General features: G+C 44.9%; 13 protein-coding genes and 4 tRNA genes. 12 read left to right on the plus strand and 5 right to left on the minus strand.

Going from position 1 to position 12,500, the window contains the following annotated elements:
• Positions 1-72: 72 nt before the first annotated feature.
• A complete protein-coding gene (hemA, locus tag F995_RS05215) occupies positions 73-1,362 on the minus strand; it encodes a glutamyl-tRNA reductase (protein WP_004645777.1) in 1,290 nt (429 codons plus the stop codon).
• A gap of 79 nt (positions 1,363-1,441) precedes the next feature.
• Here hemA and F995_RS05220 point away from each other — a divergent pair, with 79 nt between their 5' ends.
• From F995_RS05220 to panD, 11 genes are all read left to right on the plus strand, one after another.
• A complete protein-coding gene (locus tag F995_RS05220; protein WP_034605853.1) occupies positions 1,442-3,154 on the plus strand; it encodes a tetratricopeptide repeat protein in 1,713 nt (570 codons plus the stop codon).
• Positions 3,155-3,161: 7 nt separating this feature from the next.
• The gene (gene lolB, locus F995_RS05225) at positions 3,162-3,740 is read left to right on the plus strand and encodes a lipoprotein insertase outer membrane protein LolB (protein WP_004645779.1); all 579 of its coding nucleotides are present in this window, start codon (positions 3,162-3,164) and stop codon (positions 3,738-3,740) included.
• Positions 3,741-3,761: 21 nt separating this feature from the next.
• On the plus strand, positions 3,762-4,589 hold the full coding sequence (ispE, locus tag F995_RS05230) for a 4-(cytidine 5'-diphospho)-2-C-methyl-D-erythritol kinase (RefSeq protein ID WP_034605855.1): 828 nt from the start codon (positions 3,762-3,764) through the stop codon (positions 4,587-4,589).
• Between the two features lie 2 nt (positions 4,590-4,591).
• Positions 4,592-4,666, plus strand: a tRNA-Gln gene (locus F995_RS05235).
• A 26-nt stretch (positions 4,667-4,692) separates the two neighbouring features.
• Positions 4,693-4,767, plus strand: a tRNA-Gln gene (locus tag F995_RS05240).
• 20 nt (positions 4,768-4,787) lie between these two features.
• Positions 4,788-4,862: transfer RNA gene (locus tag F995_RS05245), tRNA-Gln, on the plus strand.
• A gap of 92 nt (positions 4,863-4,954) precedes the next feature.
• Positions 4,955-5,029, plus strand: a tRNA-Gln gene (locus F995_RS05250).
• A gap of 36 nt (positions 5,030-5,065) precedes the next feature.
• Entirely contained in the window at positions 5,066-6,019 is a 954-nt protein-coding gene (locus F995_RS05255) for a ribose-phosphate pyrophosphokinase (protein WP_004280601.1), read from the plus strand.
• Between the two features lie 98 nt (positions 6,020-6,117).
• Positions 6,118-6,414, plus strand: a complete 297-nt coding sequence (rplY, locus tag F995_RS05260) for a 50S ribosomal protein L25 (protein WP_004645781.1) — start codon at positions 6,118-6,120, stop codon at positions 6,412-6,414.
• Positions 6,415-6,432: 18 nt separating this feature from the next.
• Positions 6,433-7,014, plus strand: a complete 582-nt coding sequence (pth, locus tag F995_RS05265) for an aminoacyl-tRNA hydrolase (RefSeq protein ID WP_004645783.1) — start codon at positions 6,433-6,435, stop codon at positions 7,012-7,014.
• A gap of 144 nt (positions 7,015-7,158) precedes the next feature.
• Entirely contained in the window at positions 7,159-7,539 is a 381-nt protein-coding gene (gene panD, locus F995_RS05270; RefSeq protein WP_004280606.1) for an aspartate 1-decarboxylase, read from the plus strand.
• Between the two features lie 68 nt (positions 7,540-7,607).
• On the opposite strand, the gene F995_RS05275 is transcribed toward panD, so the two are convergent.
• The 4 genes from F995_RS05275 to F995_RS05290 form a co-directional block, all read right to left on the minus strand.
• The gene (locus F995_RS05275) at positions 7,608-8,174 is read right to left on the minus strand and encodes a GDYXXLXY domain-containing protein (RefSeq protein ID WP_004645784.1); all 567 of its coding nucleotides are present in this window, start codon (positions 8,172-8,174) and stop codon (positions 7,608-7,610) included.
• Complete coding sequence (locus tag F995_RS05280; RefSeq protein WP_004645785.1) at positions 8,171-9,976, minus strand: DUF2157 domain-containing protein; 1,806 nt, start codon at positions 9,974-9,976, stop codon at positions 8,171-8,173. The genes F995_RS05275 and F995_RS05280 overlap by 4 nt, the downstream gene beginning before the upstream one ends.
• A gap of 90 nt (positions 9,977-10,066) precedes the next feature.
• Entirely contained in the window at positions 10,067-10,678 is a 612-nt protein-coding gene (locus F995_RS05285; RefSeq protein WP_004645787.1) for a LysE family translocator, read from the minus strand.
• Between the two features lie 45 nt (positions 10,679-10,723).
• Positions 10,724-11,209 carry a DUF1289 domain-containing protein gene (locus F995_RS05290; RefSeq protein WP_026055735.1) on the minus strand — a complete coding sequence of 162 codons (486 nt, stop codon included), beginning with the start codon at positions 11,207-11,209 and terminating at the stop codon, positions 10,724-10,726.
• A 189-nt stretch (positions 11,210-11,398) separates the two neighbouring features.
• On the opposite strand from F995_RS05290, the gene F995_RS05295 reads away from it, so the two are divergent.
• Positions 11,399-12,331, plus strand: a complete 933-nt coding sequence (locus tag F995_RS05295) for an oxygen-dependent tRNA uridine(34) hydroxylase TrhO (protein ID WP_004645789.1) — start codon at positions 11,399-11,401, stop codon at positions 12,329-12,331.
• The last annotated feature ends 169 nt before the right edge of the window (positions 12,332-12,500 follow it).

The following is a 12,500-nucleotide window of genomic DNA, read 5'->3' on the forward strand; positions in this document are numbered from 1 at the left end:
TTTTCAAATCATCTAGCTGGGTTGTATGCTGACATATATATCAAAAAACAGCCCATAACCCGATCATACTAATTAAACTGAATGCCTGGATTTACGACGCTTCGCGACTACATTGCCCAGTTCTTCCTGTAACAGCTCAAAATAGGTAGGATCTTCCGCTTTGGCCGCCTCACGCAGCACAATAGAAGTTGGATGCAACAGTTTTTGGGTTAAACGATGTGAAAACTCGGCCAGTACCGTTTCCGCCTTTTCGCCCTTGGCAATACGCTGCATTGCCAGTGACAATTCTTCCTGACGTAATGTTTCCCCGTGGTCACGATAGGCATGAATGGTCGCCCCGGCCTGTTTGACCTTTTGCTGGGTCATCAGTTCTGTAGCCAGCTGATTGACCATGATCTCAGCCTCAACAGCCGCTTGACGGCGCTGTGCCAGATTTTCCTCAATCACGCTTTGCAGGTCATCGACCCCATACAGATAAACCCCGTCCAGGCTTTCTACTTTGGCATCAATATCGCGTGGCACTGCCAGATCGACCAGCAGCATCTGCTGGTAACGGCGTTTCTTTAATGCTGCCTTGATATCAGGATAGTGAATCACCTGATGCAAACTGCCGGTACAACTGGAAATGACATCGGCACGATGCAGATTTTCTGCAAGCTGATCAAAATCTATAATTTCGACTTCAACTCGATGTGCAATTTCCTGTGCCAGAATATCCGCACGCTCGCGGGTACGGTTACAGATAATAATCTTGCCCACCCCCATCTCTGCGAGGTGTTTGGCCACCAGACTGTTCATCTCCCCGGCTGCTACCACCATAATGGTCAGCTTGTCCGGATGACTAAATACTTGCAGAGCAAGTTGTGCCACCGCATAGCCCATCGAGACTGCATGACTGCCGACAGCCGTTTCCGAACGCACACGTTTAGCGGCATAAAAAGCATATTCAAAAATGCGGTTCAGGTTTTGCGAAACGGTATGAGAGTCTTTGGCCAGAGAAAGTGCGGTTTTGACCTGTCCCAGAATTTGTGGTTCACCTAGCATCAGTGAATCCAGACCACTGGCAACACGCATCAGATGCGTCACTGCCTGGGCATTTTCATAACGATAGACATGATGTTGCAGTTGTTTGACATCCACCCCATTTTTCTGGGCGAGCCAGTTCAGCACCATGTCAGCATTGTCAGACATGGCGTAAACTTCGGTCCGGTTACATGTAGACACCACCACCATGTCGTTCAGTTCAGGGTGTTGGCTTTGCTCGGCAAGAATGGCACTTAACTTTTCAGGGTTAAAAGCCACTTGTTCGCGCAGTTCTACAGAGGCAGTTTGATGGTTGACACCCAATGCAAAGAAAGACATATCAGGTCATCATTTCACTAAATTTATGCTATTGTGCAACATCGGTGTCATAAAAAGCATTACTTGGATCAATAAAAAATTGCGTCAAACAATTAGCCGTATCAACGGCCCTACAATTAAGCAATATTCTACCACATTCCTACTGGTGGGTAGCATGGCTTCGACTGCGCATCTCTATGCAGCGGAAGCAGTTTACCATGCAAATCAAAATTATGATGCGATAAAACAAAGTATGATGGCTGAGTTTGCCATCGCTGCACATGACATTCCGACTGCTTTGCACAACTATACGGTGCTGGCGATCAAGAGCAATTCCACTTCAGTCAAGCAGCGTGCACTGAATGTCGCGCTGGAACATGATGACCTACAGGCAGCACTAGATATCTCCACGCACTGGGTGGTACAAGAGCCACAAGACGTCCCTGCTTTATTTTATTTATCACATATTGCCCTTAAAGCGCATGAATATGAGCTGGCTGCTGAGACCTTAGAAAAAATCCTGCAAATTGATGACAGTGCCGATCTGGAAGAAATTCTCGCCGGAATTTCACCGGAAGGCACAGAGGATCGTACTTATCTGATTCAGGCCTTAAGCACCACTAAAGCCAAGGACAATCCATCTATTCTGGTGCTAGTGGCCGGTCTGGAAGCACAAAATGGTCAGCTTGAACAGGCTTTAAATACAGTTAACCGCGCCTTAAAAAAACGTCCGAATGCGACCGGCTATATCCTGATGAAGGCCAATCTGCTCAATGCACTCGGCGATACTCAGGCGACACTGCAATGGTATGAAAAATCCAGCGGTAAACACCGTAATAATCTGGATGTACGTCTGGCCGAAGTCAAATATCTGGTCAAGCTGAACGAAGCGACTTTGGCTCTGAAAAAACTGCAAGACATTCTAAAAAAATGGCCGACTGCTGAAGAAGCCCTGTTCATTGCCGGACTGACCAGTATTGACTTGGAAGAATACGAGAAAGCCGAAAAATATCTGGTCGAACTGCGTTATTCTGCGCAATATCAAAACGAAGCCTATTATTACTTGGCGGTGAATGCAGAACGCAAACAGCATTATGAAACGGCGAAAGCTTATTATCGTCTGGTCGATGGCAGTCTTTACACCGTCTCACGTCGCAACATGATCTCGATTTTCGCCCAGCAGGATAAGCTGCATGATGCGCTGCGTTTCTTAACCCAGGAAAGGGTGAATTATCCACAACATGCCAGCTTCCTCTATCTAGCACAGGCGGATATTTTGACGCGCATGCAGAATAAAAAAGCTGCGATTCGCCTGTTGGAAGAAGCCAGCAAAAACCTGCCGGATGACCCTGAACTGGTCTATTCGCAAGTTCTGTTGCTGGATCCCCATCAGGATCGCGTCAAGCTGGATGAACTACTCAGCACTTTACTTAAAATTGAACCGAACAGTCCGACCTATCTGAATGCCTATGCCTATACCCTGGCGATGCAAAACCGTCGCCTCGAAGAAGCACGCCGCTATGTCGAACAGGCACTAGAATATGCACCAGAACAGGCATCGATTCTGGATACCTATGGTTATATCTGTTATTTACAGAATGACTTCACCACAGCTGCGGATGTGTTATACAAAGCCTATCAATTGAATCCGAATGTGAAGATTGGCGTGCGTTATGCCCGTTCCTTGTACATGAAAGGTGATCTACAACAATTCCACCAAGTGTTACAACAATTACAACAAAACCATCCAAATGACCCAGAATTGAAACAACTTAATTCGCTATTGTTAGCACCACAAACCAAAACGAGTTAATTAATTTATGCGCAATTTGAGCCAATTGGGCTGCTGTGCCTTTGCAGCCACTGCTTTATTTTTAACTGGCTGTCAGCAGATGATCAAGCCTCAAGCGCCTGCCACCCCGTCTGTACAGGCAGAGAATCAATTTCAGCTGCAAGGTAAAATTGGCGTTCGTACCCCTCAACAGACTGGCAGCGCATTCTTTACCTGGGTACAACAGCAGGAAGAATTCGATATTGAGCTCAGCGGTATCTTAGGCGTCGGTAAAACCCAGATTTCTGGCACACCGGGACAAGTGACCTTAAACAGCGCAAAAACCGGTGTGATTCAGGCAGCCAGTGCCGAAGAATTACTGCAACGTGCAACCGGCTGGCAAGCGCCGATCAGTTATTTAGTCGATTGGGTACAAGCCCGCCCTGCTACCACGACTGCCAAATTACAAAAAGACGATACACAGCGAATTAACCAGATTATCGAACAGGGCTGGACGGTCGATCTCAATTATAATGCGCAGGCCAAAATGCCAAACCGTTTGATTTTAAAGCAGTCACTTGGAAATGGTGCAGAAAACCGTATTACAATGATCATTGAAAACCGTTAATTGACCTGATTCCAGCCCATGATGATTCGTGTTCCCTCGCCTGCTAAACTGAATTTGTTTTTACATATCACCGGTCGCCGTGAAAATGGCTATCATGAGCTGCAAAGTATTTTTCAGCTGATTGACCTATATGACTGGCTGGAGTTTGAACAAAGTGCTGATGATGCGATTCAGATAGAAGGTCTGGCCTCAGTGGATCTGCAACAGAATTTAATCTATCGGGCGATACAGTTGTTGAAGCCCTATGCTAAGACGCTCTCTGGACTAAAAATTCGTCTGGAAAAAAATATCCCGATGGGTGCAGGTCTCGGTGGCGGCTCTTCCAATGCCGCGACGACCCTGGTTGTGCTGAACCAACTCTGGCAGTGCGGTTTAAATATTGAACAACTGGCAGAACTCGGGGTCAAGCTAGGCGCAGATGTGCCAATATTTGTGCATGGCAAAAATGCCTGGGCCGAAGGCATTGGCGAACACTTAACATTCATAGACTTAGATCAAAAAAAATTCATTGTGTTAAAACCTGATTGTTTTATCAGCACTCAACTGCTTTTTTCGCAAAAAGCATTGACAAGAGACACGAAGAGCTCTAAATTTTGCGCCTATCAGGAAACGCCATCTGATTTTGGAAATAACTTTGAGCCACTGGCAAGAAGCTTATATCCTGAAGTCGATGAAGCAATGCAATATCTCGACCAGTTCGGAAAAGCAAAGCTTACAGGTACAGGTGCTTGTGTGTTTATTGAAGTCACTGAAAATCTGAATATCGAAGATATTCTTGCAAATGCACCATGTAAAGCTTACTTGGTCAACAGTTTACAAGAATCACCTTTAGTTCAGTTTAAAGTGTAAATAGGGGTATCGCCAAGTGGTAAGGCACCGGGTTTTGATCTCGGCATCCGTTGGTTCGAATCCAGCTACCCCTGCCATTCTTCACCTGTAGATGTACTGTATTAGGGGTATCGCCAAGTGGTAAGGCACCGGGTTTTGATCTCGGCATCCGTTGGTTCGAATCCAGCTACCCCTGCCATCTTACAGTTCATCAAATTTAGGGGCGTCGCCAAGTGGTAAGGCACCGGGTTTTGATCTCGGCATCCGTTGGTTCGAATCCAGCCGCCCCTGCCATTTTCTCGAAAAAAGACAGAGCACTCATTTGCTGTAAGACTGTTAATTTACCTTGACACTTTACCGCAAAAATATTAAAGTTCTGCCGCATTAGGGGTATCGCCAAGTGGTAAGGCACCGGGTTTTGATCTCGGCATCCGTTGGTTCGAATCCAGCTACCCCTGCCATCTATTCCCATATATCCCAACCGCCAAGGGTGCTTCATGCCCAATCTTGTCGTTTTTAGTGGATCTGCGCATCCACAATTCGCTCAAAAAGTCGTAAGTCACTTACATATTCCTCTAGGCGCTGCCTCTGTAGGTCAGTTCTCTGACGGTGAAATTGCTGTCGAGATTACTGAAAACGTTCGTGGTAAAGACGTATTTATCGTACAACCTACTTGTGCCCCAACTAACGATAACCTGATGGAAATCTTAGTAATGGCTGATGCTTTGCGTCGTGCAAGTGCAGGTCGTATTACTGCCGTGATTCCTTATTTTGGTTATGCTCGTCAAGACCGTCGTCCACGTTCAGCACGTGTTCCAATTACTGCAAAAGTTGTAGCAGACATGCTCACTACTGTAGGCGTTGACCGTGTTGTGATGATCGACTTGCACGCTGACCAGATCCAAGGCTTCTTCGATATCCCTGTAGACAACATCTACGGTACACCAGCGCTACTTGCTGACTTGCGTCAACAGTCGCATCACAACCTGATGGTGGTTTCACCTGACGTAGGTGGTGTAGTGCGTGCACGTGCTGTTGCGAAACAAATGGGCGATATCGATCTTGCAATCATCGATAAGCGTCGTCAAAAAGCGAATGAATCACAAGTGATGCATTTGATTGGCGATGTAAAAGATCGTGATTGTGTCATCGTTGATGACATGGTAGATACTGCTGGTACGTTATGCAAAGCTGCTGATGCATTGAAAACTTTCGGTGCTCGCAAGGTTGTTGCGTATGCAACGCATCCAGTACTTTCTGGTAAAGCGATTGAAAACTTAAAGAATTCTGTGATTGATGAACTGGTTGTGACTGATACCATTCCTCTTTCTGATGAAGCTTTAGCTCTGGGCAAGATTCGCCAGGTTTCAGTAGCCAGCATGGTTGCCGAAACGATTCGTCGTATTAACAACGAAGAATCTATTAGCGCAATGTTCGATTCTTATCTATAATAGAGCGCTGAATTTTCAAAGCCCTGCCATTTGGTAGGGCTTTTACTCACTAGACTGGTCGCAAGTCTGGTTCATTTAACTTAAATAGGATGTCTATCATGGCAAACTTCGTATTAAACGCAGCAGCACGTGAAGAAGCAGTTCAAGGGAAAGGTGCGAGCCGCCGCCTTCGTCTTCAAGCTAAAGTTCCTGCAATCATCTACGGTGGTGAAGCTGCTCCTGTAGCAATTACTGTTGAGCTTCGTCAGCTTGTTAAATTCTTAGAAAACAATTCATTCTTTGAAGAAGTTATCGAAATTGATGTAGACGGTAAAGTTGAAAGCGTTAAAATCCAAGCGTTACAACGTCACCCAGCTAAAAACACACCAATGCACGCTGACTTCAAACGCGCATAAGTGTTAATGGTGTAATTAGTGTCAAATATTTCACTGATTGTTGGTTTGGGTAACCCAGGTTCTGAGTATGCCCAAACCCGCCATAATGCAGGCTTCTGGTTCGTAGAACGCCTTGCAGACCAATATGGCATTACCCTCAAAAAAGACCCGAAATTCAATGGATTTAGCGGTCGTGGCAATATCGAAGGTCAAGACGTCCGTCTTCTTCTACCGACAACCTTTATGAACCTTTCCGGTAAAAGTGTTGTTCCTTTCGCCAAATTCTACAATATCGCACCTGAATCGATCCTGATTGCCCATGATGAATTAGACATGAATCCTGGTGTCATTCGCCTGAAAACTGGCGGTGGTCACGGTGGTCATAATGGTCTACGCGATATCGTTCCGCATATTGGTTCAAACTTCCATCGCCTGCGTATTGGAATTGGTCATCCTGGTGCCAAAGACCGTGTTTCCGGTCATGTGCTCAGTAAAGCACCTAGCAGCGAACAGAACTTAATGGATGATGCGATTTCCCATGCCCTCGCCCGCACAAAAATGCTGGTGAATGGTGAAGTACAGCAAGCCATGAATCAAATTAACGCATATAAGCCGAACTAAACATTCAAAAATTGCTGGACAATTCCGCTTGCCAGAAAGTTTATTTAAGCGCAAAATGCGTTTGCTCGATTGTTCACCATACAGCAAGCAAGATTGATTTAACCAAATGATCAAACTCTTAGGTCAACTCAGGGGACGCTAGCCATGCTATCTCGTTTATTAAAATGCAAAATTCACCGCGCTCACGTTACACATGCAGAACTACACTATGAAGGTTCATGTGCAATTGATGGCGTTTTGATGGATTTGGCTGGCATTCGTGAATACGAAGAAATTCATGTGTGGAACGTGACCAATGGTAAACGTTTTGCAACTTATGCAATTCGTGGCGAAGACAATTCAGGCATTATTTCAGTGAATGGTGGCGCTGCACATCAGGCCGATGTAGGCGATATCGTGATTATTGCAACCTTTGGCGATTTCACTGAAGCTGAAGCGAATGCCCATCAGCCTCGTTTGGTTTATGCTAACCCAAACAATACAGTCAGCCACACTGCCAACTGTATTCCGGTACAAGTTGCATAAGCCGATCAGACCAGATACCCAAAAGCTCGCACATTGCGGGCTTTTTTAATACTGGAATATTGACCTGTTTAACTGCCCTCTCGCCAGCTTTTAGAGCTTTCACAGTTTAAAGGTTTTAATTGTTGATCCAGCAAATCAAATAACAAGGCCTTACCATTTTCCTTCACTTTCAGCTCTGCAAATTTGGCATTACGATAACAAGGCTCCAGGCCTTCGGCGAACATGAAACTGTTAGCAGCAGGATATAAAGCCTCAAAAGTATTGCGTGGGTTTTTCAGCATTAATCGGGCTGAACGTTCCGACTGATTTAATGTGCTTTGATCAAAACTGGTTTTGATGACTCTGCGCTGCTGATCCAGCTGCACATAACTCATCACATGCGATTGATTTTCAAAATCTTCAATCCAGATGTCAGAAACAGGCTGTTCGGAACCATTCCTCGCTGCCACTGCGCTAAAATGCAGATCATAGTTCAGTGCCATATAATCCCCTTGCAGGATCGAACGCGGATCGACTGGCGCTAACTCTACAAAGATGCTGTCACTTTTGGCCAGATGCCATTCATGCTGGACAATTAAACCTACGAATAAAGCAATACTAAAAATACTCAGGTGCAGCGCCAGAAACTTTTTCATGAGGCTACTCCTGCTTTCAGCTGAAACTTCGGTGAACTCCACACATAGGCCAGAAACAACACCAGCACACCTGAGGCAAAAATACTGACACTTTTAAATAAAAAGCTGAGTCCCAGATTGTAATACAGCAACCACAACCAGAAGATCAGCAGCAAAATGCTCAAGGCTTGCATCAATCGTTGTTGATTCACCATGGCCCAGGCCATAAATACCAGAATGATAAAAATTTCAAAGTAACCCAATGCAATCAGCAGAATTCCCGCGGCAGGAATCAGCCAGAGTTGAATCCATGAAAATTGCTTGAGATGAATCGCTACAAAACTCAATAGCCAGAGCGCTGGCAAAATATAGAAAATAATCGCTTCATCCATACCGCGAGGCTGCAATTGCTGAGCCACACCAAATTGCAGCAGGCATTGAAAAATAGCCGTCACCGCCAAAATACTGATCATCCATAAATTCACGCTTTTGGCATAAGCTGAAGCGAGCCAGTATCTCGCAGTAATCAAAGCCACAGTCAGAACACTGTAATTCAGCAGCATGATCCACGTCAGCAGGCGCTGATCCTGAAAAAATGCATGTTGCTCGACCAGAACTGCAATTCCCAGTATATGTGCGAGTAACAGTTGCAACAGTACCACCAGCCAATGCATACGACTCATGATAGTCAGCAGCGTAATGCCGACCTGTATCAGCCAGATCAGCAATAGGCTCTCTGTGAGTAATTGAGTATGAATCAATACCGCGGCCTGACCGCAAACCCATAAACAATAAGCCAATTGTCGCAGAAAAACTGAGGGCTTGCTACGAATCAACCACCAGGCGACCGCGATAAAAATGATTCCCATCAGAATCGAAAAACTTTCCCAATAAGTCAGCAACAAGATGGCTAAGATCACACCAGCAATCCATGCGCCAAGGGCCAGTGGAATGACCGAAAATCGGCTCTTGGGCAACAGCTTGATCAGCAGACCGGTAATAGCTGCAAACCAGCTGAATATCAGCAAAGCTAGTACCAATAAGCCAGCGGCAGAATCCTGTAAATATTGCTGAGTGAGATCAAAAATGAGAACACTAAAACTCAGGGCCAGTCCTGCAACAAGCAAACTGGTTTCAAGCTGTTGCTTTCGGGTATAGAAATAAACACTGAATAAAACAGGCAGAACCAGCACCGAAGCCAAATACCAGATCGAATCCGAGTCGATAAACCGGAACATACTCACTACCGAAATGAGCACCACGACGGCGATAAACAGATAGCGTAAAACCGGATAATAACGTAAGGCATAGATCATACTTAGCCCTGTCAAAAGATTCAGACCGAGCAAATAAAGAGTTTCAGCACGCACCAACCAAAAGCTTTGTTTAAAATAAAAATAGAGTGCTAGTTGGCTGACCACACAAAATAATGCAAAGATCCCAATATTCAGCCGATACAGCCAAGGCAGCAACAGTAAAGCCCAAAGCAGAAATAACTGATAACTGTCAGCACCCGTCTGATAAATCTGTCCAATCACGGCCAGACTTAAGCCCAACATTAGACCCGATACAGTATCCAGACTTTGTCTTAACTTTTCCCGCGCAGCGAAACACACACTCAGCAATGCCGAACCCAGCAATAAAATTTGAGGAATAAACAGCTGGATGAATTTGGGAAGCATCCACCAGTTTGCTGCCAGCAGATACACGATACTGACAGCGATCAGCGCCAGCCCAATGATTTGAAGAATTTGAATCACAGCAGGTTGAATAAATAACAGCGGGGAAAATGGACGATCTGGCGATGGTACTGTTCTGGACATGCTAATCTGTTCAATTTTTATTTGATTTCACCTTAGCATGATTTTTGCAGGATATGCCAGGCAGGAACAGTCCAAGTATGCTGTACATTTTTAAATCAGGATTTGATAAATTCCGTACCCTGCAATCATGAGCAGAATCATGCCGCACAATGCCAGCAAATGTGGATAGAGTCGAGAATGGGATAAGTGGTTGAAACCCAAATACACCACAGACAACGTCAGAAAATCCAGGATGATCCAGCTCAAAGTCAGAATGATTAAACTTAAATCAAGATCGGGGGTAATTCCGATAAATTGCGGGAAAAAAGCCGCAAAGAAAATAATGTCCTTAGGATTGGAAATGCCAACCAGAAAACCTTGTCGAAAACCGCCACGCACAGGAACTAGACTCTCCTGAGTTTGATCCTGCGGCTTAAAAATAACTTCACGGAAAATCTGCCAGCCCAGATAGCCAATATACAAACAGCCCAACAGCTTGATGGCATCCAGCCATTGCTCATTAATGACCAGTAAACCTTTTAGACTCAATACCGATAAGGCAATTAACACCAGAGAGGCGAAATTGGTACCAAAAATGGTTCTTAAAGCCGCCGCATAACCACCTTTTAAACCGGCACTGGCCACCAGCAACATCACTGGGCCAGGTGTAGCGATCATCACCACAACAGCCAGACAATATAAAAAATATTCACTAATATTCATGCCACCCCTCAGCTATTGTTATTTTTATGCATAAAAAAAGAGGACTTAATCCTCTTCTTGTATATGAATCAGATGCTGACTGATGCCATCTGCCCGCAGAAAAGCCAGATCATAACTGGCGGTAGCCAAGGCCAAGATCCGACGCTCAAACTCATCCCACAAGGGACGCACCTGCTTATAATGAATACCCAAACCACTATCGTCGGTAAAATGCCGATTTTTCTCACACAGCTTTAAAGCATGATACAGCTTGCGCCCTTTGGAAGCGTCATCACGCAAGCGCACCCGTTTCGACAGCACAAAGGCCTGCACTTTGACAAGATCAGCATGCGGCAATAGCGGTACCAGAATCTGATCCAGCTGTGCATCCAGTCGCTGCCACACGGCACGATGCTGCTCGGTACTATACGTATTCCAGTGGATCACTTCATGATTAAAACGGCGACAACCACGACATACCGCATCACCAAATACGGTCGAGCAACGCCCTGCACATGGGGTTAAAGACGCAATACGACGATCTGAACTCAAAACACACTCCAAAGATACTGCAACTTTCAGTATCTGCATCACTGCACAAAATCCTGGGTCGGGCATGACTATACACGCTCTCCCTCATGAATTGAAGCCTGTTAAAAGACTTGCGTTTTACTCGCTTATTCACTCGAATCAAGCTAAAATATGCGCCTTTCAAATTATCATGCTACGTTGGAGTATTCCATGAACGCTACTGTAGAACAGCTTGCACCTGTAGAACAGCAAGCGACGACTGGTTGGGTTGTTGCCGCACTTTATCAATTCAAAGAAGTTCAAGATCCTGCCGATCTTCAGCAACGTCTTTTGGACTTGGTAAAATCCATCAACCTTTGCGGTACTCTAATTGTGGCAGGTGAAGGCATTAACGGTACGGTTGCAGGCGACCGTGCATCGATTGATCAAATTCACCAGTTCCTTCTGAATGAAGGTTTTAACGAAATGGAATACAAAGAATCTGACAGTTCTGAAAAACCATTCCGTAAAATGAAAATTAAATTAAAAAAAGAAATCGTGACTTTAGGCGTGGAAGTGAAACCGCGTGATTTAGTCGGTCACTATCTTGATCCAAAAGAATGGAACGAACTGATTGCACGTGATGACGTGATTCTGGTTGATACCCGTAACGATTACGAATACAAAGCAGGTACGTTCAAAGGCGCGATTGATCCGAAAACTGAAAGCTTCCGCGAATTCCCTGAATACGTGAAAAATAATCTGGAACAGCACAAAGACAAGAAAATTGCCATGTTCTGTACTGGCGGTATTCGTTGTGAAAAATCCACTTCACTTCTTCTACAAGAAGGTTTTACCGAAGTGTATCACCTGAAAGGCGGTATTCTAAAATACCTGGAAGAAACCCCGGCTGAAGAAAGCATGTGGGAAGGTGAATGCTTCGTGTTTGATGGTCGTACTGCCGTAACGCACGGTGTTGAAGAAGGCCAAAATACCAAGTGTCATGCGTGTGGCTGGCCTTTACTTCCAGAAGAAGTTGCCCTCCCAAGTTATGAACATGGTGTCTCTTGTGTGTACTGTATTGACAAAACCTCGGAGAAACAAAAAGAAGGTTTCCGTATGCGTCAATCACAAATTTTAGCAGCAAAACGCAAACGCCTCTAATTTGGCCTTTTGTAATGAAATATATAAAAACCCTCTTCGGAGGGTTTTTTGTTTACATAAAAATCACAACAGCAATAAAACTCTTACCAATTCCTTACCAAGAACCTCATTTTTTTCCAAACAAGATTGTTAGTCTAATGATACGGTGATTTACAAGCTAAGTCTTTCA

Origin of the sequence: Acinetobacter sp. CIP A162 (assembly GCF_000367905.1) — a bacterium.
Lineage (GTDB): Bacteria > Pseudomonadota > Gammaproteobacteria > Pseudomonadales > Moraxellaceae > Acinetobacter > Acinetobacter lwoffii.